Annotated in this window: 22 protein-coding genes; 8 read left to right on the forward strand and 14 right to left on the reverse strand. The window is 60.5% G+C overall.

What is annotated here, in order from left to right; all coding sequences use genetic code 11:
* Positions 1–195 precede the first annotated feature (195 nt).
* Genes gnd through PSH87_RS12230 form a run of 3 tightly spaced genes read left to right on the forward strand, consistent with a single transcriptional unit; the run spans position 196 to position 3,520 of the window.
* Positions 196–1,179 carry a phosphogluconate dehydrogenase (NAD(+)-dependent, decarboxylating) gene (gene gnd, locus PSH87_RS12220; protein WP_305433817.1) on the forward strand — a complete coding sequence of 328 codons (984 nt, stop codon included), beginning with the start codon at positions 196–198 and terminating at the stop codon, positions 1,177–1,179.
* A complete protein-coding gene (gene zwf, locus PSH87_RS12225) occupies positions 1,176–2,699 on the forward strand; it encodes a glucose-6-phosphate dehydrogenase (RefSeq protein WP_017738614.1) in 1,524 nt (507 codons plus the stop codon). Before gnd ends, zwf begins: the two co-directional genes overlap by 4 nt.
* Positions 2,696–3,520 (forward strand): HAD family hydrolase, encoded by an 825-nt coding sequence (locus PSH87_RS12230; RefSeq protein WP_305433818.1) that lies wholly within the window; start codon positions 2,696–2,698, stop codon positions 3,518–3,520. Before zwf ends, PSH87_RS12230 begins: the two co-directional genes overlap by 4 nt.
* 76 nt (positions 3,521–3,596) lie before the next feature.
* On the opposite strand, the gene PSH87_RS12235 is transcribed toward PSH87_RS12230, so the two are convergent.
* On the reverse strand, positions 3,597–3,857 hold the full coding sequence (locus PSH87_RS12235) for a hypothetical protein (protein WP_017738616.1): 261 nt from the start codon (positions 3,855–3,857) through the stop codon (positions 3,597–3,599).
* A 343-nt stretch (positions 3,858–4,200) separates the two neighbouring features.
* Here PSH87_RS12235 and PSH87_RS12240 point away from each other — a divergent pair, with 343 nt between their 5' ends.
* Positions 4,201–5,526: a sigma-54 dependent transcriptional regulator gene (locus tag PSH87_RS12240; RefSeq protein WP_305433819.1), complete on the forward strand. Its 1,326-nt coding sequence runs from the start codon at positions 4,201–4,203 to the stop codon at positions 5,524–5,526.
* Between the two features lie 64 nt (positions 5,527–5,590).
* Here PSH87_RS12240 and PSH87_RS12245 read toward each other — a convergent pair whose 3' ends face one another.
* From PSH87_RS12245 to PSH87_RS12275, 7 genes are all read right to left on the reverse strand, one after another.
* On the reverse strand, positions 5,591–6,898 hold the full coding sequence (locus PSH87_RS12245; RefSeq protein ID WP_305433821.1) for a hypothetical protein: 1,308 nt from the start codon (positions 6,896–6,898) through the stop codon (positions 5,591–5,593).
* A 49-nt stretch (positions 6,899–6,947) separates the two neighbouring features.
* The gene (locus tag PSH87_RS12250) at positions 6,948–7,694 is read right to left on the reverse strand and encodes a hypothetical protein (protein WP_305433822.1); all 747 of its coding nucleotides are present in this window, start codon (positions 7,692–7,694) and stop codon (positions 6,948–6,950) included.
* Between the two features lie 38 nt (positions 7,695–7,732).
* The gene (locus PSH87_RS12255) at positions 7,733–8,413 is read right to left on the reverse strand and encodes a C39 family peptidase (protein WP_017738620.1); all 681 of its coding nucleotides are present in this window, start codon (positions 8,411–8,413) and stop codon (positions 7,733–7,735) included.
* Positions 8,414–8,475: 62 nt separating this feature from the next.
* A complete protein-coding gene (locus PSH87_RS12260; protein ID WP_124529715.1) occupies positions 8,476–9,213 on the reverse strand; it encodes a hypothetical protein in 738 nt (245 codons plus the stop codon).
* Between the two features lie 67 nt (positions 9,214–9,280).
* Positions 9,281–9,832, reverse strand: a complete 552-nt coding sequence (locus PSH87_RS12265; protein ID WP_305433823.1) for an adhesin — start codon at positions 9,830–9,832, stop codon at positions 9,281–9,283.
* Positions 9,829–10,266, reverse strand: a complete 438-nt coding sequence (locus PSH87_RS12270; RefSeq protein WP_305434302.1) for a hypothetical protein — start codon at positions 10,264–10,266, stop codon at positions 9,829–9,831. Before PSH87_RS12270 ends, PSH87_RS12265 begins: the two co-directional genes overlap by 4 nt.
* A 352-nt stretch (positions 10,267–10,618) precedes the next feature.
* Complete coding sequence (locus PSH87_RS12275; protein WP_305433825.1) at positions 10,619–11,614, reverse strand: FecR family protein; 996 nt, start codon at positions 11,612–11,614, stop codon at positions 10,619–10,621.
* Positions 11,615–11,754: 140 nt separating this feature from the next.
* Between PSH87_RS12275 and PSH87_RS12280 the strand changes: the two genes are divergently transcribed.
* Complete coding sequence (locus tag PSH87_RS12280) at positions 11,755–12,024, forward strand: PepSY domain-containing protein (RefSeq protein WP_017738625.1); 270 nt, start codon at positions 11,755–11,757, stop codon at positions 12,022–12,024.
* 19 nt (positions 12,025–12,043) lie between these two features.
* On the opposite strand, the gene PSH87_RS12285 is transcribed toward PSH87_RS12280, so the two are convergent.
* The gene (locus tag PSH87_RS12285) at positions 12,044–17,221 is read right to left on the reverse strand and encodes a dermonecrotic toxin domain-containing protein (protein ID WP_305433826.1); all 5,178 of its coding nucleotides are present in this window, start codon (positions 17,219–17,221) and stop codon (positions 12,044–12,046) included.
* Between the two features lie 204 nt (positions 17,222–17,425).
* On the opposite strand from PSH87_RS12285, the gene PSH87_RS12290 reads away from it, so the two are divergent.
* On the forward strand, positions 17,426–18,463 hold the full coding sequence (locus PSH87_RS12290; RefSeq protein WP_017738627.1) for an Ldh family oxidoreductase: 1,038 nt from the start codon (positions 17,426–17,428) through the stop codon (positions 18,461–18,463).
* 34 nt (positions 18,464–18,497) lie between these two features.
* On the opposite strand, the gene PSH87_RS12295 is transcribed toward PSH87_RS12290, so the two are convergent.
* Positions 18,498–18,818 carry a YqjD family protein gene (locus PSH87_RS12295; RefSeq protein ID WP_017738628.1) on the reverse strand — a complete coding sequence of 107 codons (321 nt, stop codon included), beginning with the start codon at positions 18,816–18,818 and terminating at the stop codon, positions 18,498–18,500.
* Positions 18,819–18,981: 163 nt separating this feature from the next.
* On the opposite strand from PSH87_RS12295, the gene PSH87_RS12300 reads away from it, so the two are divergent.
* A complete protein-coding gene (locus PSH87_RS12300; RefSeq protein WP_003190904.1) occupies positions 18,982–19,236 on the forward strand; it encodes a hypothetical protein in 255 nt (84 codons plus the stop codon).
* On the opposite strand, the gene PSH87_RS12305 is transcribed toward PSH87_RS12300, so the two are convergent.
* On the reverse strand, positions 19,208–20,113 hold the full coding sequence (locus PSH87_RS12305; RefSeq protein WP_017738629.1) for a LysR family transcriptional regulator: 906 nt from the start codon (positions 20,111–20,113) through the stop codon (positions 19,208–19,210). The two genes, PSH87_RS12300 and PSH87_RS12305, sit on opposite strands and share 29 nt — an antisense overlap.
* 91 nt (positions 20,114–20,204) lie before the next feature.
* Here PSH87_RS12305 and PSH87_RS12310 point away from each other — a divergent pair, with 91 nt between their 5' ends.
* Positions 20,205–21,131 carry a carbon-nitrogen hydrolase family protein gene (locus PSH87_RS12310; protein ID WP_305433829.1) on the forward strand — a complete coding sequence of 309 codons (927 nt, stop codon included), beginning with the start codon at positions 20,205–20,207 and terminating at the stop codon, positions 21,129–21,131.
* A 112-nt stretch (positions 21,132–21,243) separates the two neighbouring features.
* Here PSH87_RS12310 and PSH87_RS12315 read toward each other — a convergent pair whose 3' ends face one another.
* Genes PSH87_RS12315 through PSH87_RS12325 form a run of 3 tightly spaced genes read right to left on the reverse strand, consistent with a single transcriptional unit; the run spans position 21,244 to position 23,702 of the window.
* Complete coding sequence (locus PSH87_RS12315; protein ID WP_305433830.1) at positions 21,244–21,795, reverse strand: GNAT family N-acetyltransferase; 552 nt, start codon at positions 21,793–21,795, stop codon at positions 21,244–21,246.
* A gap of 5 nt (positions 21,796–21,800) precedes the next feature.
* Positions 21,801–22,262, reverse strand: a complete 462-nt coding sequence (locus tag PSH87_RS12320) for an LEA type 2 family protein (RefSeq protein WP_305433831.1) — start codon at positions 22,260–22,262, stop codon at positions 21,801–21,803.
* A 12-nt stretch (positions 22,263–22,274) separates the two neighbouring features.
* A complete protein-coding gene (locus PSH87_RS12325) occupies positions 22,275–23,702 on the reverse strand; it encodes a nucleobase:cation symporter-2 family protein (RefSeq protein ID WP_305433833.1) in 1,428 nt (475 codons plus the stop codon).
* Positions 23,703–23,879: the final 177 nt, after the last annotated feature.

A 23,879-nucleotide genomic window follows, 5' to 3' on the forward strand; every position in this document is an offset into this window, starting at 1 on the left:
CAAGTCTGAATTCTTTTTTGCAGCAAGGGAACTTTTTTATTTTTGATGGTCGTGTGACTTTCGCCGCCGTGATGGTGAAACGATGGCCACTTTTTTGTCATGAAACTGAATGGATCTGCACAGTTCTCATCCTCATTAGCCTCATTGCGCTATAAACTATGTCACACATTTTTTAGTAGTTAGGAGCATCAGCACATGCAACTGGGGATTATCGGACTAGGCCGCATGGGCGGGAATATTGCACGGCGCCTGATGCTCAATGGGCATACCACCGTTGTTTTCGACCGTAACGAAGCATTTGTCAAAACCTTGAGCGAAGAGGGCGCCACCGGCGTTGCCGACCTCAAGGCCCTGGTCGCCGGGCTGCAAACGCCCCGCGCCGTGTGGGTCATGCTGCCAGCCGGCGCGCCCACCGAAGACACGATCAATGAACTGAGCGAACTGCTGGAAGACGGTGATGTGATCATCGACGGCGGCAACACCAACTATAAGGACGACGTACGTCGCGGCAAGGCGCTGGCGGAAAAAGGCCTGCACTATGTCGATGTCGGCACGTCCGGCGGCGTCTGGGGCCTGGAGCGTGGCTATTGCATGATGATCGGCGGCGACACCGCCACCGTGCAGCGCCTTGACCCGATCTTCAAGACCCTGGCCCCAGGCCTGGGCAATATCCCGCGCACCAAGGACCGCAAAGACAGCGCTGACCCGCGCGCCGAACAGGGCTACATCCACGCCGGCCCTGCGGGTTCCGGGCACTTCGTCAAGATGATCCACAACGGCATCGAGTACGGAATGATGCAGGCGTTTGCCGAAGGGTTTGACATCCTCAAGACCAAGAACTCGGACAACCTGCCTGAAGACCAGCGCTTTGACCTCAACGTTGCCGACATCGCCGAAGTCTGGCGCCGTGGCAGCGTGGTGTCCTCCTGGCTGCTGGACCTGACCGCCGATGCGTTGGCCACCGACCCGAAACTCGACGGTTACTCCGGCTCCGTGGCCGACAGTGGCGAAGGCCGCTGGACCATCGAAGCCGCCATGGAACAAGCCGTGCCGGTGCCTGTGCTGTCCACTTCGCTGTTCGCCCGTTTCCGCTCGCGCCAGCAGAGCACCTACGGTGACAAAATGCTGTCCGCCATGCGTTTCGGCTTTGGTGGCCACGTGGAGACTTCCAAAAAATGACCGCCAACGGCAAGAAGTCCAAGGCCGAACCCGCTCCAGCCACCACGCTGTTTCTGTTTGGCGCCCATGGCGACCTGGTCAAGCGCCTGCTGATGCCGGCGCTGTACAACCTCAGTCGCGATGGGTTGCTGGGGGATGGCCTGCGTATTGTCGGCGTTGATCACAACGCCATCAGTGACGCGGACTTTGCCAAGAAGCTCGAGGACTTCATCCGCACCGAGGCCGCGAGCAAGGTCAAGGGCAATGCCGACAATGCGCTGGACCCACACTTGTGGGCCCAGCTGGCCAAAGGCATCAGCTACGTCGAGGGCGACTTCCTCGACGACGGCACCTATGCCGCCATCGGCCAGAAGATCGCCGACAGCGGCACCGGCAACGCGGTGTTCTACCTGGCCACTGCGCCGCGCTTCTTCAGTGAAGTGGTGCAGCGCCTGGGCAGTGCCGGTTTGTTGACGGAAACCGATGAGGGTTTCCGTCGCGTGGTGATCGAAAAACCCTTCGGCTCCGACCTGGTCACCGCCGAAGCGTTGAACGCCAGCCTGCTCAAGGTGATGAGCGAGAAGCAGATCTATCGCATCGACCATTACCTGGGCAAGGAAACCGTGCAGAACATCCTGATCAGCCGTTTTTCCAACGTGCTGTTCGAAGCGTTCTGGAACAATCACTACATTGACCACGTGCAGATCACCGCCGCCGAAACCGTCGGCGTCGAGACACGGGGCAATTTTTTCGAAAAGACCGGCACCCTGCGGGACATGGTGCCCAACCACCTGTTCCAGTTGCTGGCGATGGTGGCCATGGAGCCGCCGGCGGCCTTTGGTGCCGACGCCGTACGCGGTGAGAAGGCCAAGGTAATTGGCGCGGTGCGTCCCTGGTCGTTGGAGGATGCGCGGGCCAACTCGGTACGTGGGCAATACACCGCCGGTGAGATGGGCGGCAAGCCAGTGCCGGGTTACCGCGAAGAGGCGAATGTCGCGCCGGACAGCAGCACCGAAACGTTCGTCGCCCTCAAGGTGATGATCGACAACTGGCGCTGGGTCGGCGTGCCGTTTTATCTGCGCACCGGCAAGCGCATGAGCGTGCGTGACACCGAAATCGTCATCTGCTTCAAGCCGGCACCCTATGCGCAGTTCCGCGATACCGACGTCGATGAACTCAAGCCCACCTACTTGAAAATCCAGATCCAGCCCAACGAAGGCATGTGGTTCGACCTGCTGGCGAAAAAGCCTGGGCCGACCCTGGACATGGCCAACATCCAGCTGGGTTTTGCCTACAAGGACTTCTTCGAAATGCAGCCATCGACGGGGTATGAAACCCTGATCTACGACTGCATGACCGGCGACCAGACCTTGTTCCAGCGTGCCGACAACATCGAAAACGGCTGGCGCGCAGTGCAGCCGTTTCTCGATGCGTGGCAGCAGGATGACGGGATCGAGGCCTACAAGGCCGGTGAAGATGGCCCGGCGGCGGCGGACGCGTTGCTGGCCCGTGATGGCCGCACTTGGCACACCCTCGGATGAGTGATGCGGCGATTCATCCCATCCGATTTGTCCTCAGTGATGTGGACGGTACGTTGCTGCATCCCGATCACCGGTTCAGCCAGCGCACGCTGGACACGGTTCACGCCTTGCGTGCGGCCGGGGTGTTTTTCAGCCTGGCCAGCGGGCGTCCGCCCAAGGCCATGTTGCACTTGGTCGAGGCCTTTGGCATCGATATCCCGGTGGCGGGGTTCAATGGCGGCACGCTGATCAATCCCGACGGCAGCGTGCTGGTGGCCCATCACCTGCCCGCCGAAGCAGCGCTGGTTACGTTGGCGCTGTTTTCACCCGAGCCTGACGTCGAGGTCTGGGTGTTTGCCGACGGTGACTGGTTGCGCCGCGACCCGCCCGGGCCGATGGTGCAGCGCGAAGCCGATGGCTTGGGCTACGGGCCGGTGGTCGTGGAGAGCTTCGAACCCTACCTGGACCGCATCGACAAAATCGTTGCCGCCAGCCTCGACACGCAGCGGCTGATTGAGCTGGAAGCGCTGTTGCAGCCCAAGGTGCAAGGCTTGGCGCAGGTCTCGCGTTCGCAGCCGGTTTACCTGGATGTGACGGCGATGCTGGCCAACAAGGGCGAGGCGTTGAAGACGCTGGCCCAGCACCTTGGCGTGCCGTTGGAGCAAACGGCGGTGATTGGCGATGGGGGCAACGACCCGGCGATGTTTGCGGTGGCGGGGTTGTCGATTGCCATGGGGCAGGCTGAAGAGGCGGTCAAGCGCCACGCCAGTGTTGTTACGGGGAGTCATATCGAGGATGGGGCGGCAGAAGCAATCGAGCGGTTTATTCTGACTGCGCGATAACCGTCCCAGGTTCTAACACGGCAACTTGCGCGCATCGCTTGGCAATCAAGCACTGCGCGCAAGTTACTCTGCCGAGTTACTTCGGCATTGCCCAGGACTGCAACTGGTAGCCACCTTTATCGAGTTCGGCGCGCGCCTGCAACAGCAAGTCTTCCAGTTGCGCCGGGTCGGTGTAGGCGCTCGAAGACAGTTGTTTGCGGCCGATACGGTTATTGGTGCGGTCGATGACGCTCAGGCTGAGGGCGCCATTGCCGTCATGCCAGGCCACGCACTGAAAGGGCTGGAAGGCACGGTCTGCGATCAAAAGAGCTTCGTTGATGCGGAGCGGGGCGTTCATGTGGGTCTTCTCTCTAAATGCCCAATCAAGTGAGTACCGTCGGTTGGGCGGGCCGTACGGTGAGTTACTTGTACTGATGCACGATGGCGGGGTACGGGTCACATGTTAGAACAAGAAAAATCAAACTTTCGTGATGGGCGTCATGTAAGCGGCTGTTTTGAAAGCTGAATGAAAGTTTCCCTGCGCCGCAACTTTTTGATCGCCGGCGGAGGATGTGGCTTTTTGCCAACACTTATAGCGAAACGGTACAAGACACGCGTCAATACCTTGCTACTGTAACGATCAGGCATCACAAACCGTTGTTTCTAAATAAATTTAACAATTTTGACGCCAAGGAATAGTCATGGTTGTTACACCTGTGCAGCGCCGCTTGCTGGTGGTTGACCCCTGTGACGACTGTCATGGGTTGTTGCCGGGTTTACGTACGGCCGGCTGGGAGGTAGACAGTTGCGCCCTGGAAGCGGTCGGAGACCGCTCGTGCGATGTCGGCTTGCTGCGGTTGCAGCCTTATCACCTGGAGCGCCCCGAGGCGGTCAAGGAGTTGATTGGCCGCAGTGGCACCGAATGGATTGCCGTGCTCAGCCACGACGTATTGCGCCTGCAAAACGTCGGCGATTTTGTCTGTGAATGGTTCTTCGACTTCCACACCTTGCCGTTCGACGTCTCCCGGGTACAGGTTACCCTGGGCCGTGCCTTTGGCATGGCGCGCCTGCGTGGCCAGGCCAATCCCCCGGTAGACGAGCCCGAGCATGAATTGCTGGGGGACAGCCGTCCCATCCGTGAACTGCGCAAGTTGCTGGCCAAGCTGGCACCGACGGAATCCCCCGTACTGATTCGTGGCGACAGCGGCACCGGTAAAGAACTGGTGGCCAAGACCCTGCACCGCCAATCCCAACGCCATGCCAGGCCGTTTGTCGCAATCAACTGTGGCGCGATCCCGGAGCACCTGATCCAGTCCGAATTGTTCGGCCATGAAAAAGGCGCGTTCACCGGCGCGCATCAGCGCAAGGTCGGGCGGATCGAAGCGGCCCACGGTGGCACGCTGTTTCTCGATGAAATCGGTGATTTGCCCATGGAGCTGCAAGCCAACCTGCTGCGCTTCCTCCAGGAAAAACAGATCGAGCGCGTCGGCGGCAGCCAGCCGATTCCCGTGGATGTGCGGGTGTTGGCGGCGACCCACGTCGACCTGGAAGCGGCGGTCGAAAAGGGCACTTTTCGCGAAGACCTGTATTACCGCCTCAATGTCCTGCAAGTGATCACCGCGCCCCTGCGCGAGCGTCACGGCGACGTCGCCATGCTGGCCAACCATTTCTCGCGCTTCTACAGCCAGGAGACCGGGCGACGCCCGCGCAGTTTCAGCGAAAGCGCACTGGTCGCGATGGGCAAACACCCTTGGCCGGGCAACGTCCGTGAGCTGGCCAACCGCGTGCGCCGTGGCCTGGTACTGGCCGAAGGACGACAGATCGAAGCCGTTGATCTGGGATTGCAGGGCGAACAGGCAATTGTTGCGCCGATGGCTACACTGGAGGATTACAAGCACCGCGCCGAACACCAGGCGCTGTGCGATGTGCTCAACCGACACAGCGACAACCTGAGTGTTGCCGCCCGTGTACTGGGAGTTTCCCGGCCGACGTTCTACCGGTTGCTGCACAAACACCAGATCCGCTAGGGCGGGTAAACCGAAAAGCCCCGCAACGACCCTTATCGTTGCGGGGCTTTTCCCTGTGTGGCGATCAGAAGTAGTAAGGGAATTTAAGGCTGAAGGTAAAGTCCGGCGCATCGTCGGTCATGCCGATGGCCAGGTTGGGCACGATCGTCAGGTTCGGCGTGGCGGCAATGGTCATGCCGACGTTGAAGTAGCCGGCGTTGGCATCGCTGGAGACCACCGATTGCCAGTCGCCGCCGTCAGGCTTGAGTTTGCTCTTGCGCTGGATCAGGTCGGAGACCGAGAACGACATACTCATCTTCTCGTTCAGTGCAAACGCCACGCCGACGCCGAGTTGGAAGCTGTCGCCAAGGGCGACCTTGCCACCGACTTTCTGGTTGACGTCGCTGCTGATGTCGTCGAACGAACCTTCAAAGTTGTGGGTGTAGGAAAGCGAACCAAACAGGACGGCCGGATCGAAGGTCTTGACCAGGGAGATGCCCGGTGTAATCGACCAGACGCCGTTACCCGTAGGCAAATTCTCGGGTACGTAAAGGTTGGTGTTGTTTGCCGATTGCACCAGCTTGATCCCGAACGGCTCCTTGCCCGTCGGCGCCTTGACCCGCACCGACACTACCGCATCCGGCAGCGAAGGGGTTTCGTCGAGGAACTTGTAGGACACACCAAAGTTGACATCACCAATGGTCGGGTCGCGAGACACCGACTCCTCGGACGTCGAGGTGCCGCTGCCGCCGTTGGCGCCGCCGGACTGGTAGGTCGATTCGCGGTACACCACCGGCACGTTGACGTCGAACTGCCAGCGGTTGTCGACGTTATAGCGACCGGTCAGGTCCAGGGTCCAGTTGTCGGACTTGATACGGTCCAGGTTGATATTGCCCAGAAAGATCGAGTCCAGCGCGAGGAAACCGTTGAGGGTCAATTGGCGAGCGTCATAACGCGCGTAGGTGATGCCGGTTTCAAAGCTGAAGTTGCCATTGCCGAAAAAGCCGCTGGCTTCGTTATAGAGGTTGCTCACACTTTGCGCGGGCGCCGAATCGTCCTTGAGCGCCTGGCCGTAGGAACTGCCGCCGCCCCCCGCACCGCCGGATGCTGCTGCCCCCCCCGTACCGGCAACGGTGGCGCCGCTGGCCTTCTGGAAGTCTGCCGGGGATTTGGCCAGGCGTTTCGGCGCCGGCGTTGCCGGCTGATCCTCAACCTGGCGCACTCGCTGCTCCAACACGGCCAAGGCTTTTTGCTGCACTTCGTACCGCTGCTTGAGTTGCAAAAGTTCCTGTTTGAGGGTCTCGATATCAGCGTCTGGCGCGGCATACAACATGGATGCGGGCAAGAGCGTACTTAAACAGACCACCGCACGTAGCGATAACGATCGATGCATGAAATAAGCCGTCCTTTTCTAATGCGAAAGTGTCGAGGGTCAGCGTAGTTCAATAACCGAGTGCGCGTAGGCCTTTGAGTTGATCCAGGTTGCAGTTCAGCGCTGGGTTGTTCAGTGCGTTATTGCCCATCACCACACTGAGCTGGGTCATGTTGTTGACCAAGTTGCCGTTGCCGGTCAGCAGAATCGCCTGGCCCACATTGCCGCCGCCAATCTGCTGGAGGCTGTTGCCTTGGTTGTTCTTGGCTTGAATCGCCATCTGCAGGCCGCCGTTTTTCGCCGAAACGGCGATATCACCTGCCGCGCTTGTGCCCCTGACGACTCCGCCTGCGAGGAGGACTTCCCCGGATTGCACGACATTGGCGGGAGCGAAGCCATTTTCAGTCACGCTGATACCGACATTGTTGTAGGCCGTGTTGCCATCGCCGGCGGCGCGTACGCTTTGCGTCACGCCCTGGCCGCTGCCCAAACCAGCGCCCCCGGTCACCGTGCCGGTGCCGGGGCCTTGGCCAGTGCCCGTACCCGAAGAGCCGTAGGTGTGTACATAAAATTGCGGGGTGACAGTGGAGGAGTCGACCTGCATGTTGGCCGTGCCGGTGATGATGTTTCCGGCGGCATCTTTGAAGGTGCTGCTCATGACAATGCCAAAGCTGATGATTCGCCCCGGCATCACATAACGGCCGCGCAGCTCGGCCATTTCCGAATCCTTGAGTTCAATCGGTTTGAACGCCGATGAAGCATAAGCGGGCATTGAGGCTGCCAGGCACATGACCGTCAGCCAACGGTAAGTGTTCATCTTTTGCTCCTGGAGCGTCCTGCCCCTTATTGCGCTTCTTAGAAGAAGTCGCTTTGGATGAAACCGAAGTCCATCAGCTCGGCATCGCCTATGGGCCTGAACTCATTCAACTGGTTCTTGGCGGTCAACGGCAGGGGCGGGTCGAGGAGGGCATTGGCCTTGTCGTAACCCTCACCCAGCACGGCGAAGACGATGCCATTCCAACCTTTGACGAAATCATCGTGTGAGTAGCGTTTATGGCCCAGCACCGGGTCGCCGATATAGACCCAGTCCTTGTCCGAACGCTGCAGGACCACGAAGTGCTTGTAGCCGCGAATCTCTAGCAACACCACCACAGGGATCTTCAAGGTCGCCAGAGTATCTGGCCCGATCTTGTAGCCCCGGGCGCGCATGTTGATGCTTTCGAGGTAGCGCTTCATGTCCAGCATGGAAAAACCCTGGGTGCGCACCAGGTCCTGGTCGGCGTTGACCAGCATGCCTTTGATCACGTGTTCTTCGTCTACGTCGAGCCAATAGCCCTGGCGCAGGATGGTGGCGAGTGCCGCAGCACCGCAGCTGAAATCGGTTTTCTGTTCCACCAGGTTGGCGAATTTGCGTTCACGGATGCTCTCGACCTTCTTGTAGATGACTGCACCGCCAGGCATGGCGGAGATCGCCATGGTGCCTGCCCAGGTTGGGCCGGTGAGCAGCATCAAGAGGGTTAGGGTCGCGAGGCGCATGATCGAATGACCTGTTGGACACTGGAATAAAAAAGGGCCTTGTTGCCAAGGCCCTCGTTACATCAGAAGCGCACGCCGCTGGCGCAGACAGTGCAACCTTGACCAATCGACAGGCTGTTGCTGCCTTGGTTACCGGAACCGGATTGCAGGTTCACACCTACGTTGCCGGAGTTGTGGTTAACCGAGTTGTCGAGGCTGGAGTTGTTCGACACATACTGAGGTTTGCCGTGATGGCCATACCCGCTGGCTGCGGCGTTGAGGTAGCTGTTGGCGAGCGAGTTTTGCTCAGTGTTGGCCGCGGCGGCGATGTTTTTGCCGTCAGCGGTCACGATCGCCAGGTTGTTTTTGCCTTGGTTACCTTGACCGGCTTGACCGTTGTAACCCACGTTGCCGGAGTTCCAGTTAACCGAGTTATCCAGCGAAGCGTTGTTTTGCGTACCTTTGTTCACGAAGCTGTTCAGCCCGCTGTTTTGATTCACATCGACTACGCCGAATACGGTTGCAGCATCGCCTTTAGCGCTGGAGATGGCAGCAGAGTTATCTGCCTGGTTGCCACTGCCGGCTTGAGCGTTGACCCCAGTGTTACCGTTGTTGCTGTTGACCGAGTTATCGGCCGACGCGTTGTTTTCAGTTTTAGTGTCGTCGAACTTGTTCAGCCCGCTGTTTTGCACGTCCGTAACGACGGCGGCAATAGTGCCGGTTGGTTGAGGCGCAGGGTGCCAGCCACCTGCTTGAGCAGCAGCAGCCATGAGTGCGGCGAGAGCGAAAACCATTGGTTTCAGAGCCATTTGAGGTTTCATGGTGTTTCTCCTTGCTTCTAATTAGTTGGTTAAGTGTTGGTACGGTCTAACTAGTGCTACCAAGCCGTTACTTGATAGTGATGCCCAGGGTGTTAGCCATTCGGTTCCCCACCCCTGCACTCTGGTTCACCTGTTGCACTCCTCGGCTGCCTGTGAAGGCCTGGTCGCTTGTGACGACCTGGCGGCTGCCAGTGGTGGGGGTGAGCCCTGAGTCGGTTGCCAGCGTCGTCGTGTTCTGTTGCAACAGGACGCTGTCGTCGATGCTTTGCGGGCCAGCGTTGACGCTGATCCGCACGGCATTGACTAATTGGTTATTGGCCCCGGCGGACTGGTTGATGCCCAACATGCCGTTGCCATTGGTAAAGGAGTTGCCCTCAATAGCCGCCTTGGCGTTCAGGGAGGGGTCGACCTTGCCATCCATATTCTGGAGATTGATCGTGGTGGCCTGGCCACCGAGCGCGACGGCGCGGTTGTTGGCCGTTTGCTGCTGGTTGCCCGCAGCCTGGTTGACCATCAAGTTGCCGTTATAGGCTTTGCCGCTGTTGTTGATTACGGCAGTGTTGTCGGCCATCGCGCAGGCGCTTGCCAGCAACGTAAGGATGAGCAGGGAGCGTTTCATTGTTTGCCCCCCAGCATGCCGCCAAGGTTGTTCAATGGCGCCATGCCACGCTGGATCGAGTCACTGATCTGCCCACCCATGCCGCCACTGCTTGCACCGCTGCGGCTGGCGGCTGCGCCAGCGCCGAGCGTGGACATGCTGTTTTGCGTGGCGCTCAAGCCGGAGAGATTGCCGTTGGTCTGGAGGGAGCGGGTGATGCTCAAGCCGCTGCTGACGTTGCCGAAGTCGCGGTCGCTCAGTTCGCCGGAAAGGGCGTCATGGATTTCGCGGCTGGGATTGACGTTGGCGGTTTGGGGGTAAGGATCAGGACCGAACGATGCGCGACCCGCCATGTGCGCTTGCACATTGCGACCGGTCACGATAATGCCGTCGCCTGCCAGGGTCGGAGCACTGATGCCAACGCTGAGTACACAGCTGACCAACAGTACGTTCATCGAACCTTGAGTGAATGTGATCACGGCGGCATTCCTTATTCTTCGCGCTGACCCTAAACAGCGCTGTAAGGGATAGAGCAGAAGCCGTGCCGCTTTTTAATTAGTGTTGTTATTCAACGGGTTGCCATTTATTCGTGAAAAATCCACGGCAACGCTGTTTCAGCGCTGAGACAGTCGCCGTTCAGCCGGGCATACCCGGCCACACCTGAAGCGCTTCACCTGGCTGTATCAGTGGCGTAACACTGCCAATGACAAAATGATGAATCCGCCCAGCGTGGGCGGCACAGAGGAGAGGGTTGTTTCAAAAATGGACACCGCAGGCACAAAAAAGCCCTCGCCTGCCGGCAGGGCTTCAGCCTTTCGGCGTTTTACGTGGAATCGAATTGAGCACAGGATTGCCATCCTGGTTCTGCGTCAAATACACCGGCAGCACCTTGGGCAACGAGGGGACGAGGTTGTTGACCTCATTGATGTTGTAGATACCGCCAATGCGGATCGTGCCGGTATTGGCATCGGCCAGCATCACCGCTTTTTTCAGGTAGCGGTTGATTAAAGGCAGTGCGTCGGCGAGTGCCAGGTTGTCGAGCACCAGTTTGCCCTGGCGCCAGGCCAGGGCTGTGTCATTGGGGTTGAATGCGTTGACCTGGGGGGTCGCATCTCCCTGGCGGTAACTGGCCTGCATCCCCGGCGTCAGTGGCACGCTGCCGTGCACCTGGTCGCTGGCGATCTGCACCGAGCCTTCGAGCAGCATCACGCGCACCTGGTCTTCATACTTCCAGACGTTGAACTGCGTGCCCGTCACCCGTACCTGACCGTCGCCGGCCTGCACGATAAACGGATGGGCGCTGTCATGGCTGACCTTGAAGAAGGCCTCGCCTTTTTTCAGGGTGACCCGACGCTGGTCCTTGTAGTTGCTGTAGACCAGCTCGGTGCCGAGGTTCAGTTCCACTTGGCTGCCGTCGTCCAAGGTCACTTGGCGCAACCCGGCGGGTGCCTCGAAGCGCTCATAGGAGCTCGGCAACCAACCCGCTTCCCAGCCGGTAAACGCCGCCAGTGGCAAGGCCGCCAGGCAGATTGCCGCCGCTACCGCGTAATTGCGCAGGCGGTGACGGGGAGCGAAGGGCACGACGACCGACGCGGGTTCGTGGCGTGGCAGGTGGTCGGCAACGTCCCAGATCTCCAGCATCGCCGCGTATTCAAAGGCGTGCAGTGGATGGGAATCATGCCACTGTTCAAAAGCCTGACGCTCGACGGGTGTACAGTCGTGCGCATGCAAGCGCATGCACCAATGCGCGGCGGCGTCGGTGATGGCGTCATATTCGGCTTCTGAAAGAGACTTTTCTGTCATTTAAACGTCCTGATTTCCCACATTCTAACCTCCCGAGGAGGGGGCGAGAACTGCCATCACCGTGATTGCACGACAATTGGAACTTATTCTCGTTTGAATGCACCTAAGCGTTTAGGACATTCCCACAATGGAGTACGAAAATGCTGAAGAAAACCTTAGTCGCCCTGTGTGCAACTTCCGCGCTGCTCAGCGCTGGTGCGGCCCTGGCCGATAAGCCGGGGGCGGGCTGGATCACCATCGAAAAAGCCATTGAAGTGGCCAAGACCAAGGCCGGTTACGTTGAGGTCTATGCGGCCGAAGCGGACGACAATGGCTATTGGGAAGTCAAAGGGCGCAAAGCCGATGGCACCGTGTACGAAGCCCGTATCGATGGTGCCTCCGGCAATATCCTGCGCGACCAGAAAGACTGATAGACCCCACGGGGCAGGGTCAGTCCAACTGCCTGCCCACGTGGGTAATCAGGTATGTCACCGAGTCCGCATTCGCCAGGATGATGTCCAGCCGGCGGTCCGGATCGCTCATGAACGTTTGCCGGGCATCGTCGAGTGTCCTTGCGCCTGTGAGGTGCAGTACCTTGTCACGGACTTTGGCCGAGCCGGTCTGGCCAAGGTCCTCCCAGCGCTGGGATAAATCATCCCAGGACTTGAACAGCATGGTTGCAGGTGTCAGTACGGACAGCGCTGTGCTCTGGACGTTGCTGAGGGTCGTGTACTTTTTCAGGCTGTCTGGAGTGCCGCGGCTGATCAGATCCAGAAAGGGGTGCGGAGCGTCCATGTAGGCAATGTCTTCGGTCTGCGAGACCAGATGGCTCATCTCATGAATCAGGGTGGTGGCTCGTACGTGGTCATCGATGTCGAAAGGGGCGTTCAGGTTTCCCGCGTAGTAGCGGTTCATGCCCGGATCGAAGAACAGGTTCAGCAAATAGATATTCCGCTCGGCATCATCAGGTATTACAAAAGCCAGGGTTTTATTGGCGCTCCAGCGGGCTTCGCCACACACGAATCGGCCCGAATCCATCCTCAGCAGATCGTCGGCACTCAGCCCGTTCTCGATTTCCCTGACACGTGCACGTATTTTTTCCACTTGATCAGGGCTGAACATGAGAATCCCGAACATCTCGTTCAGAATGCGCCCAACCCTCGAATTGGGGTCGCGTCGGGGTGCAAAAGCGGCGAGGTTGCGCCCGCAGGTAATGGTGTAATACAGCGCGATGTTGAGTGCCCGGTCGATGTGCAGCCCTTTGTCCAGGTCCAACCCGCGAATGGCCGGCAGCCCTTGCGCTTCGATATTGATGGACGCCCCCAGGACTCGCCGGGTAACGGCCTGCTGGTGCAAGCGCGACAGCGTCGGCCCGAAACGCGGCTCACGCAGGGACAGGTCCAGCACCCATTGGCCCTGTGCGTTGCGTTCGACATAGGGCCCCAACTCCCGGGCAAGGCTCACCCGCCAGTACCTGCCGCTTCTTGCGACCGGGTAGACCTTGCCCGCCACGGGCACATAAGTACGGTGGTTGACCGGTTGGGTGTACACCTGGGTGTGTGGGTCCAACGGCAGGTCTGTGAGCGCCACTGCCACATCCTCAAACCGGCGCAGCTGCGTGCGCAGGGGATCTGTCATGTCCAGGCGGTCAGCCGTGATGGCCGGTGCGGGGCCTTCCGCAGCGGCGGGTGTGTCGGGCACAGGATCAGGGGACATCGACTCATCGAGCTGCTTTCGCAGTGACGCCAGCGACGCGACACCCTGGATAAACAGGCGCAGGCCTTCGCCAAAGTGCTGCTCTTGCAATTGCTCGGCAGAGGTTTGGAACAGTTTGTAGCTGCGCCACACCACCAACGGGTACATGAGCTTGCCTGCAATGAACTGCAGCGACACGGGAATGCCTTCGCGAAACAGGCTGATGATGCCATGCCACTGGTGCTTGCCGGCTTTTTCGAACTGGCAGGCAAGCATCCTGATCAACTGCTCGGCATTGTCGTGGAACACCTGTCGCAAGAGGTGGCCCCTGATCGGATTCGAGGCCAGGCCGATGCGTTCGGCGGCATCCTCTTTGTCTGCAGCGCCGCTTGCCGATGCCTGGAAAAAATGGCGGAAGGTTGCCTGATCGGGATCGCCCATCTGGCTGATGACCCAGTCCTGCAACGGGCCGTCGCTGCTGATGTCTTCCAGGAGTTTTTCCGGCGTGCCGTACTCCTTTAGAACGTTCATCGGGGAGTACGGCGCGTAGAGTACCAACGGGCCCGTCGCACCGTCCTTCGGGCCTATTACGTAGACGCCGAGCACCTTCGAGGGCGTCGCTCCGGCCGTGATCATCAGTTCCAGGGGGCGGATCATCGCCGTGGCACCGCTGACGGCGTCCCGGGCAACGGCGTCGGGCATGTCGAAGATCTGCTGGATAAACCCCCAGGCCGACACGCTCAGGCGTTCTTCGAGTTTTTCTTCATGGGCGTGGCGTAGCACCTGCCAGGGTAATTGCTGGCAAAACAGGTCGCGGCGCTTGCGGGCGTCGTCGGTGTCGGCGGTCAAGTGGGTGGTGAGCAGCGCACTGAAGGTTGTGCTGATATCCAACTGACGCACCAGTTGCACCACCGCACTGCCATCCAATGATGTGGGTAAGGGCCTGCTGCCGCGCGCTTTGGGGGTGAGGTCATCGGGCCGCAGGTCTGGCAGGTGGCGCATGGCGAAATCGGTCAGGCTTTGCGGGTGCCCATTGAGGACCACCCGTGCCGGGATCAGGATGTCTTCCGGGTCCAGCGCATCATCCGGGTAGCGCGCCTTGAGCAGCGCCGTCAGCGTGCCTGCCACGTGTTCGCGCAAGTTTGGCAGGCCATGCAGGTAGTCCTGGTTGTCCGGCGCGCTGAGGCGGTACTGCTCAAGCAGTTCGGCGTGCAGCAACTGGTCCCCGATCGAGGCCATCCCCAGCCACACCGGTAGCGTATGTTGCTGGACAATGGCGCTGGCGATGGCTTTTGCCCTGCCGATATTTGACGGTGCCATTCGCCGCAACACGTCATCCAGGCGCTCCTGCAGTTGCGTCGGCGCCAGCGACATCGAGAGCCAGTGGTCGATGGCATCCAGGTCACGCCGGAAGTTGCTGTGCAGGCAGTGTTCGAGGAAATGCCCGTCGATGCGTTGCAGCGGCCCCAGGTGGTAGGTCTGATGGGGGGCGCCGAGGCTGATGGGCAAGTTCTGCAACAGGGCCATGCGCCGTTCACCGTGGTTCAGGCGCTGCTTGAGCGATTCAAGCAGGTCGGTCAACGAGGCGAACGGTTCATAGCCGGATTGAGGGGTCCACAGCACGACCGCGCCCGAGAGCTGGGGATCGAGGCCGCCGCGTTCAGTCAGTACAAAACAGTTGGCCAGGGGCTCGGGGGTTGGGTCCGCGTTGACGGTCAGTGTCAACTCGAAGGCGTCCGGCAGGAAGCCTTGATAACCGTGGCGCTTGTCGCGCGTCATGCTGTCGGGGCGCAGCACGGTGTCCAGAATCGCAAAGTGGTGCGGGCTCAGGGTGCGGTTGAGCAGGCGCAGTTCGGCTTCGCTGCGCAGTCCTTGCATCAGGGCGTTGATCATGTCCGCGCCATGACTGTCCAGAAACCGACGGGGCAGCGCACGCACATCGTGTTTCAAGAAGTCGCGGCGGACCTTGCCGATGATGGCTTCGAAGACACGGTCGTCCAGATTGTGCCAGCGCACGGAAACGCCTTTTTGGGGGGCGCGGTAATAGCCGATGCGCGGCGTTGTGCGAATCGCCCCGTCGGCGTCGGCCAGGTGCTGGATGAAATACTCGACCATGTTCAGCGACGACTGCGGAGCACGATCCTCAAGGTCTCGCGCCTCGGTAGCGTAGGTGTTGACGTGGACGTCACTGGCATCCTGGTACAAGAACTGTGCCTTTATTTCTTCGTTCAAGGCTTTTGTGGCCATGCTGCGCAGGGTCGGGTGCCCGGCCCGTTGCGCGACCATGCGCTCTTCGTGCGGTTGCAGTGCGGCCAGGTGCAGTTTGGCGCGCTCGGCCTGCACGGTGGATGGCCGGCCATTGCCGCTGGTGACCGGGTGCAGGCTCCAGCGCCCGGCGGTGTCAAGCTTGAGCAGGCGGCTGTCGAGCATGTGGCGGATGTCCAGCGAACAGTCGAGCAACGCCGTCAGGTCCACCGTGCCATTGCTGCGGCGATAGAGCGCGAGTGCGTGCTCCAGGTTGCTCAGTTGCTTGGCGTGAATGTCGCTGACCATCTCGCCAAACACACTGCCCTCAAACGGCAGCCCGCGGATATGCAGGTTTTTCATGGCGAGGTACAGGCTGCGCTCGTCCAATGACAGGTAATTGAGCAACTCGTCCTGGTAGTGGGCAGCGTCAAGCATGCTCAACAAGGTTTTGTTCAGGTCGTCGACGTCTTTGAGTACCTGCAACCCCCGCGATTGGGTGTAGAGGTACGCGTGCTGGTCGCTGATCAAGAGGGTTGCGGCCAGTTCCACAGAGTGCTGATAAGGCGCGGCAAGACTGACTTTTTCGATACGCAAGGTGTCATGCCACGCGCTGCGCTCAGCCTGGCTGGGGAGGAAGATGGCCAGCAGGTTGCGGGCTTCCGTGGCCGAGACAATCCCTTCGCGGCTCTGACGCTTGAGCAGCAGATCCTTGCGAAACTTATCGCTCATGACTTGGGTAAACAGGTCCATGCGCGACTGCCCCGAAGGCGACTTGTTTCGGCCGAGGGGTTCGTTCCACCAGGTCTGCAACAAGGCGTTGAGCAGTTTGGAGAGGATTCCGGCGGTTTGCTGGACCAGGCCCTCCCAGCGCGCCACGTCTGTTTTATGCTGGGCCTCGGTAAACCGGCTTTTGTCATGTTTCGGGTTGCTGAAGGTGCGCGTGCGGTTGGCCGGCCATGCCTGGTTCACGTAGTACTGCAGCACGGTTTCCCCCAGGCTTGCCGACTCAACCCAGCGCATGACACCGTTACCATTGTGATTCGTCGTCGGTATGAAACTGTTGACCCGGGTGTCTCGATGGTCAAGGTCGGGGAAGTCGGCGAGCCTGAACACATCAAGCACTCCCTCCATCATTTCCGGCAGTGTCGGGATCGTGCGCAACTCGTCTAGCATGCGTTGCACGTTGTCCGCCTGGTTGGCCTCAAGGGTGGTTTCCTGGTCTTCGAATACCCCGCCTTTGATGGTTGCTGTGGTCAGGGTGAAGGGGCTGCCGTGGTCAAACGTGTTGCGCTGTTCTATTGATAAAAATCTAATTAATTCAGTATTTTGCGATGGTATTTTCAAGCGTTCTGTAATGTTTGAAAGGCATTCGGCCCGGTTGAGGAAAACCTCCAGGCCGGCGTAAGGCGTATAGAGGACCGCCTTCTTGTCGCCAGGGGTAGGGCTCATCATGAAAGCGCCGGCCAAGGGTATTTCCGGCATGCCCGGCCGACTTATATTCAGTGTCTCGACGACCATCGGTACGGTGCGGTCGCTGCGTCCTTCATGGCTTGCGGTATAGACCGTGTCCAGCCAGTTGATATCTTCGAGGGCCAACCCCAGTGCGCGCTCCCGTTCGGTTGGTTGCTTTCTGGTAATCGGGCGTTGGTACTCATCAAAAAAATACGGGGGGTTCAGGCTGGTCATGGGCTGCTCTCCGTCTGGGCCAAAGTGGCACTGGGTTGAGCGGCAGGTTAGGCGGGAGGGATGGCGGTGCGGGGGTAGATAACTGCTGCCAAAACCACCGGGCTGGCAAACGTCGATTGACAGCAGGCGGCGGGCGCGTTGTTTAATCACGGGCCTGGGTTTCTCGTCTTGTCGCGCCTTCCAATCATAAAATCGGAGCTTCAGATGTCTACGCCGTCCAAGATAATCGAGGGTTCTCGTCTGTCCATCGCGTTCACTGAGTTGGCGCAGTTGCTGCAACAGGTGTTTGTGCACCACGGCACTTCGCCCGAGGTGGCCGCAATCCTCGCCCACAACTGCGCCAGCGCCGAGCGCGACGGCGCCCACAGCCATGGCATTTTTCGTATTCCCGGCTATATCAGCACCCTGGCCAGCGGCTGGGTGAATGGTCGGGCAGTGCCCCAGGTCACGGATGTGGCCTCAGGATTTGTGCGGGTGGATGCCGGCAACGGTTTTGCCCAGGTGGCGCTTGAGGCTGCCCGCCCGTTATTGGTGGAAAAGGCCCGCAGCGCCGGTATCGCGCTGTTGGCGATCCACAACTCCCATCATTTCGCCGCCTTGTGGCCGGATGTCGAACCCTTCGCCGAACAAGGCCTGGTGGCATTGAGCGTGGTCAACAGCATGACGTGCGTGGTGCCCCATGGCGCCGACCGGCCGCTATTCGGCACCAACCCGATTGCTTTCGCCGCGCCCCGTGCCGATGGCTTGCCGATCGTATTTGACCTGGCGACCAGTGCCATCGCCCACGGGGATGTGCAAATCGCCGCGCGCAAAGGCGAGCGCCTGCCACCGGGCATGGGCGTCGATGGCCTGGGCCAACCGACGCAAGACCCTAAGGCGATCCTCGAAGGCGGTGCCTTGTTACCGTTTGGCGGGCACAAGGGCTCGGCGCTGTCGATGATGGTCGAGTTGCTGGCGGCGGCGTTGACGGGGGGCAATTTCTCGTTCGAATTCGATTGGTCGGATCATCCCGGCGCGCGTACGCCCTGGACCGGGCAATTGCTGATCGTGATCGACCCCAGCAAGACCAGTGGCCAGGTGTTCGCCGAGCGCAGCCAGGAACTGGTGCGGCAGATGCATGCGGCGGGGTTGCGGAGGCTGCCGGGGGATCGGCGTCATCGCACGCGGGCGAAGTCCGAGCAAGAGGGGATTGTGGTGGATGCCGACGACTTGCACCGCCTGCGGGCGCTGGCAAGCGGCTAAAAAAAGGCTGCGCCCAGGGCACAGCCGGTTGTACTCAGTTGCGACGGCCCAGCAGCAGGCCGACCACCAGGCCGAAGCCTGCGGAAATCGCCACGGTCTGCCAAGGGTGGCCACCGATGTAGGTTTCGGTGGCATCCACCACCGGCTTGCTGCGCTCGCGCACGCTGGACACCGAGTCCAGGGCTTGCTTGAGCTTGATGGCGACCTGTTCGCGCAGGGTTTCACCTTCTTCACCCACCAGCGCGGCGCTGCTTTTCAGCAGTTTGTCCGACTCTTCGATCAACGCCGTCAGTTCACTGAAGGCTTGATCCTTGATTTGTTCCTCGACAGCTTGGGCGGCAGTTTTGCGGGCCATGGGGTGACTCCTTGCAAGTGAATGTGACAGTGAACAATGGAGTGTCGGGCGTCGGCAAAAGTTGCAGTTTTTTTCCCGGCCGGCGCTTTTGCGCTAAATCCGAATCAGGAAAATTCGACCTACAGTGTAAGATGTCGCCTATTTGTGCAGCAGGTAATTCAACATGAGCTTCAATCTGGCCAACAAGACCCTCGCCGAACGCGCCGAGCTGGAAGATGAAAAGTCCCGCCTCTATGACCTGTGGCAAACCAACCTGGGCAAGGCCAAGGGCGAAGCGGCGCGGTTGTTCGGCGAGCGCGCCAAGCGCAAGGGCAAGTGGGCCGAGTGGGTGCGCGCGGAACTCGACGGCATGTCGCCGCCGGAGTTCTCCAACATGGTGCGCAGTGAAGTCAACAAGTTGATGGCGGCGGCCAAGTAAAGCTCGCCACGATCGCCTCACGCACCTTGCGCAACAGCGGGTCCAACTGCGCCTGGGTGCGCCAGCCCAACTCCACCGGGTAACGCGGCAGCGCCAGCGGGCAGGGCAATACCCGCAGGCCGGTCATTTCGGCGATGGCCTGGGCCGCATGCCCGGGAATGGTCGCCACGGCCTGGCTGCCCTTGAGCAGAAACGGCAACGCGGCGAAGTGGCTGGTGGAGGCGCAGACGTGCCGGCTCAACCCTTGCGCTGCCAGCCCCTCATCGGTAATCCCGATAAAGCCGCCGGACGACACCAGCACATGCTCGCGCGTGACAAACTCGTCCAGGTCAATGCTTGCCTGGTCCGAGTCCAGCAGGCAACGATAATCCCCTTCACCCAGCACCTGGCGGCTTAACCGACCCTGGGCAAAACCGCCCGCCGTAATTGCCAGGTCCAGGCTGCGGTCGAGCAGGGCGGCAGCGACGATCTGGCTGTGGGTCTGGCGGAAGATCACCCGCAGCTTGGGGGCCCGCTGTGCGATGGCCGCCATCAGCCGGCGCCCGTAGGCGATCTCGAAGTCATCGGACAGGCCCAGCACCACCGACCGTCCCTCGTATTGCTGGTTATCCGGATTGACCATGGCCAGGCTCTGCCGGCAACGGGCCAGCGCCTCACTGATCACCGGTCTCAACTGGTTGGCCCGCACGGTGGGCGCCAAGCCGCGCCCGGTGCGCACGAACAACGGGTCGCCATATACCACGCGCAAGCGCCGCAGCCCTGCGCTGATGGCCGATTGCGTCACCCCCAGGCGCAACGCCGCGCGGCTGGCGCTGGATTCATCGTGCAGGGCTTCGAAGGTTTTCAGCAGGTTGAGATCGATCTTGTCGATATTCATTTGGCTCATATCATTCAGCACTGAAGTGGGCTTTATTCATGATCGCGGTGAGCGGGAGAATGGGCAACCCCCACCATCCGGAGTGATCGAGATGCCTGTTTCCACAGTAGCGGCCCTGCAAATCGGAGCCTTGCCCGGCGGCAAGGATGAAACCCTGGCGCAAATCCTCGGCTATGAAGACGAGATCCTGCGCAGCGGCGCGCAACTGGTGGTGATGCCCGAGGCGTTGCTCGGTGGTTATCCCAAAGGCGAAGGGTTTGGCACGCAACTAGGTTATCGCCTGGCGGAAGGTCGTGACGCCTTTGCGCGGTATTTTGCCAACGCGGTGGATGTGCCGGGCGCCGAGACCCAGGCACTGGCCGGCCTGTCGGCACGCACCGGTGCCAGCCTGGTGATTGGCGTGATCGAGCGCAGTGGCAGCACGCTGTATTGCACCGTGTTGTATTTCGAGCCCACGGGCGGCCTGGTGGCCAAGCACCGCAAACTCATGCCCACCGGCACCGAACGGCTGATCTGGGGCAAGGGCGACGGCTCGACCTTGCCCGTGCTCGACAGCGCAGTTGGGCGCATCGGCGGCGCGGTGTGCTGGGAAAACATGATGCCGCTGCTGCGCACGGCGATGTACGCCAAGGGCGTCGAGGTGTGGTGTGCACCCACGGTGGACGAGCGCGAGATGTGGCAGGTGAGCATGCGCCATGTGGCCCATGAAGGGCGCTGTTTTGTAGTGAGCGCGTGCCAGGTGCAGGCGTCGCCCGCGGCGCTCGGCGTGGAGATCGCCAACTGGCCGGCGCAGCGTCCGTTGATTGCCGGTGGCAGCGTGATTGTCGGGCCGATGGGCGATATTCTGGCGGGGCCGCTGGTGGGCGAGGCGGGGTTGCTGACGGCGCAGATCGACACCGATGAATTGGTGCGGGCGCGGTATGACTATGACGTGGTGGGGCACTACGCCCGGCCGGATGTGTTCGAGTTGGTTGTAGATGAACGCGCCAAACCGGGCGTGCGCTATATCACTGACTGAAACAGAGATTAAAAAAGTGGGAGCTGGCTTGCCTGCGATAGCGGTGTATCGGCCAAGGATGTGCAAGCTGACACACCGCTATCGCAGGCAAGCCAGCTCCCACATTGGATTTTTATTGGCTGGGGGATTTGGATTCCAGCCATTGCTCGCGGGTCATCTCCCAAATGTCCCGCGGGAAGGTGCCTTCAACAAACTGCCCTTCATCCGTCCTGATAAGCCGCATCCCCTCACGCTCGGAAATCCGCCGCGACCCCAGGTTCGGCGCCGCCTTCGGCACCCGCAACAGCGGCCGCTCCAGCACGCCAAACCAATAGTCGGTCACCGCCGCACTGGCTTCGCTCATCAGGCCTTGCCCCTGCCACTGCGGGCCAAGCCAGAAGCCCCGATGGTTATCCACTTCATCCATCAGGCTGACATTGCCGATCAACTGCTCCGGCGCGCTTTTCAGGCGGATCGACCAGTGCCATTCCTCGCCCCGGGCCATGGCGGGCAGGGCGACGTGTTGCAGGTAGTCGAGGGCACCATCGGCCGGGTAGGGCCAGGGCACCAGGGCGTTGAGGTAACGCACCACTTCCCAGTGGGGGAACTGCTGCTGGATGCCCGCGGCGTCGTCCAGGGTCAGCGGGCGCAGGATCAGGCGTTCGGTGAACAAGGTGGGTTGCATGGCAGTTACCAGGTGGCGGTGTTCGGCAGGTCCAGGGTGCCACGGTCGACAAAGCGCAGGGTGCCAAACAGGCCGCCCGCCAGTTTGCCCCGCAGCACGTAGGGCAGGTTGTTCAGGCTTTGGGTCTGGCTCAGGCCCAGGGTCTGGCGCAACACGGAAAATGCGGAAACGCTGACAGGAACCAGCAGGACGGTTTCGGAAAAACGCGCGATGCTCCCGGTCTGGTCACTCACGCCCGACGCCAGCGGGCGCCCGTTGACCTCCAGGTCCAGGGCCACGCCGGTGTAGTCGATTGCCGTTTCATTGGGGTTCTGTACCCGCAATTTCACGGCAAAGCGCACTTCCAGGTCCTGGCTTTGCAGGGGCTCGATGCCCACCACATTGATATTCACCGGGTCACGGTTGGGGAACAGCGCGCAGGCGCTCAGGGTCAGCAGCAGTAACGATAGAACCATGAGCTTGCGCATAAAACCTGTTCCTTATTTCGTGGCGTCCGGGTCCTGCATCACTTTGAGGGTAGAGGACTCTGGATCAAATTCATCTTCGTGCAGTTCTATGAACTCTTCCGGCAGGAAAATGTTCAGCAGGATTGCACAGAATGCGCCCACGGTGATCGGCGATTCGAAGATGTTGTGCAGCGCCTTGGGCAGGTCGCGCAGCACTTCCGGCACGGCGGCGACGCCCAGGCCCATGCCCAGGGAGATCGCCACGATCAGCACGTTGCGCCGGTGCAGGCCGGCTTCGGCGAGGATCTTGATCCCGGCCACCGCGACGGTGCCGAACATGATCAGGGTGGCACCACCGAGTACCGGCTTGGGCATCAATTGCAGCACCGCGCCAATCATCGGGAACAGCCCCAGCAGCACCAGCAGGCCGGCGATAAAGTAGGCGACGTAGCGGCTGGCCACGCCGGTCAGCTGGATCACGCCGTTGTTCTGGGCGAAGGTGACCATCGGCAAACTGTTGAAGGTGGCGGCCATCGCCGAGTTCAGGCCGTCGGCCAACAGGCCCGACTTGATGCGCTTGATATACAGCGGGCCCTTGACCGGCTGCTGGGAAATCATCGAGTTGGCCGTCAGATCACCGGCCGCTTCCAACGGCGAAATCAGGAAGATCACTGCCACCGGGATAAACGCTACCCAGTCGAACGAAAACCCGTACTTGAACGGCACCGGCACGCTGATCAACGGCACGTGCGGCAATGCCGCCATGTCCACGCGGCCCATCATCCAGGCCACCACAAAGCCCAGGGTCAGGCCGATGACGATGGAGCCCAGGCGCAGGAACGGATTGCTGAAGCGGTTGAGGACCACGATGGTCAGCAGCACCAGGGCCGCGAGGCCCATGTTGCCGGCCGCACCCAGGTCGCTGGCGCCATAGCCGCCGGCCATGTCGGTGACCGCGACCTTGATCAGTGACAAGCCCATCAGGGTAATGATGGTGCCGGTGACCACCGGGGTGATCAGCATGCGCAGCTGGCCGATGAACTGGCTCAGCACCACTTCGATAAACGCGGCGAAAAAGCAGATGCCAAAGATCGTCGACAGGATCTCATCGGTGCCCCCGCCCCGGGCCTTGACCATGAACCCGGCGCTGAGGATCACGCTGATAAACGAAAAACTGGTGCCTTGCAGGCACAACAGCCCCGAACCAATCGGCCCGAACTTGCGCGCCTGCACAAAGGTGCCCAGCCCCGACACAAACAGCGCCATGCTCACCAGGTAGGGCACTTCGCTTTCCAGGCCCAGCACACCGCCGACGATCAGGGTGGGCGTGATGATGCCGACAAAACTGGCCAGCACGTGCTGCAACGCGGCAAAAATCGCGGCGGCAAAGTGCGGGCGGTCTTCCAGGCCGTAGATCAGGTCGGATTTATAACGGGGGCGGGGGGCTTGAGCGTCAGACAAAATGCGGGCTCGGGTCAGAAAATGGAGGCGCAGGATGCCAGAAACTGCCTAGCGTCAGAAGTGTAAAAAAATATTTATAAACACCCTGCATAAATCTGCCGAGCCTGCCGATACCTCGTATAGGCCCACATTCCAACCATAACAGTGGTGACCAAAGGTCCGTACGGCGCGTTGACG

Source organism: Pseudomonas sp. FP453, assembly GCF_030687495.1.
Taxonomy (GTDB): Bacteria; Pseudomonadota; Gammaproteobacteria; order Pseudomonadales; family Pseudomonadaceae; genus Aquipseudomonas.

What these genes read in the sequence shown, in the direction of transcription:
- PSH87_RS12255 (WP_017738620.1), bottom strand. Translation starts at nt 8,413, where the DNA reads ATGCGCCTCGCGACCCTAACCCTCTTGATGCTGCTCACCGGCCCAACC.
- PSH87_RS12315 (WP_305433830.1), bottom strand. Translation starts at nt 21,795, where the DNA reads ATGCAACCCACCTTGTTCACCGAACGCCTGATCCTGCGCCCGCTGACC.
- PSH87_RS12310 (WP_305433829.1), top strand. Translation starts at nt 20,205, where the DNA reads ATGCCTGTTTCCACAGTAGCGGCCCTGCAAATCGGAGCCTTGCCCGGC.
- PSH87_RS12300 (WP_003190904.1), top strand. Translation starts at nt 18,982, where the DNA reads ATGAGCTTCAATCTGGCCAACAAGACCCTCGCCGAACGCGCCGAGCTG.
- PSH87_RS12250 (WP_305433822.1), bottom strand. Translation starts at nt 7,694, where the DNA reads ATGAACACTTACCGTTGGCTGACGGTCATGTGCCTGGCAGCCTCAATG.
- PSH87_RS12285 (WP_305433826.1), bottom strand. Translation starts at nt 17,221, where the DNA reads ATGACCAGCCTGAACCCCCCGTATTTTTTTGATGAGTACCAACGCCCG.
- PSH87_RS12265 (WP_305433823.1), bottom strand. Translation starts at nt 9,832, where the DNA reads ATGAAACGCTCCCTGCTCATCCTTACGTTGCTGGCAAGCGCCTGCGCG.
- PSH87_RS12295 (WP_017738628.1), bottom strand. Translation starts at nt 18,818, where the DNA reads ATGGCCCGCAAAACTGCCGCCCAAGCTGTCGAGGAACAAATCAAGGAT.
- zwf (WP_017738614.1), top strand. Translation starts at nt 1,176, where the DNA reads ATGACCGCCAACGGCAAGAAGTCCAAGGCCGAACCCGCTCCAGCCACC.
- PSH87_RS12245 (WP_305433821.1), bottom strand. Translation starts at nt 6,898, where the DNA reads ATGCATCGATCGTTATCGCTACGTGCGGTGGTCTGTTTAAGTACGCTC.
- PSH87_RS12240 (WP_305433819.1), top strand. Translation starts at nt 4,201, where the DNA reads ATGGTTGTTACACCTGTGCAGCGCCGCTTGCTGGTGGTTGACCCCTGT.
- PSH87_RS12290 (WP_017738627.1), top strand. Translation starts at nt 17,426, where the DNA reads ATGTCTACGCCGTCCAAGATAATCGAGGGTTCTCGTCTGTCCATCGCG.
- PSH87_RS12230 (WP_305433818.1), top strand. Translation starts at nt 2,696, where the DNA reads ATGAGTGATGCGGCGATTCATCCCATCCGATTTGTCCTCAGTGATGTG.
- PSH87_RS12280 (WP_017738625.1), top strand. Translation starts at nt 11,755, where the DNA reads ATGCTGAAGAAAACCTTAGTCGCCCTGTGTGCAACTTCCGCGCTGCTC.
- PSH87_RS12275 (WP_305433825.1), bottom strand. Translation starts at nt 11,614, where the DNA reads ATGACAGAAAAGTCTCTTTCAGAAGCCGAATATGACGCCATCACCGAC.
- PSH87_RS12305 (WP_017738629.1), bottom strand. Translation starts at nt 20,113, where the DNA reads ATGAATATCGACAAGATCGATCTCAACCTGCTGAAAACCTTCGAAGCC.
- PSH87_RS12260 (WP_124529715.1), bottom strand. Translation starts at nt 9,213, where the DNA reads ATGAAACCTCAAATGGCTCTGAAACCAATGGTTTTCGCTCTCGCCGCA.
- PSH87_RS12270 (WP_305434302.1), bottom strand. Translation starts at nt 10,266, where the DNA reads ATGAACGTACTGTTGGTCAGCTGTGTACTCAGCGTTGGCATCAGTGCT.
- PSH87_RS12320 (WP_305433831.1), bottom strand. Translation starts at nt 22,262, where the DNA reads ATGCGCAAGCTCATGGTTCTATCGTTACTGCTGCTGACCCTGAGCGCC.
- PSH87_RS12235 (WP_017738616.1), bottom strand. Translation starts at nt 3,857, where the DNA reads ATGAACGCCCCGCTCCGCATCAACGAAGCTCTTTTGATCGCAGACCGT.
- gnd (WP_305433817.1), top strand. Translation starts at nt 196, where the DNA reads ATGCAACTGGGGATTATCGGACTAGGCCGCATGGGCGGGAATATTGCA.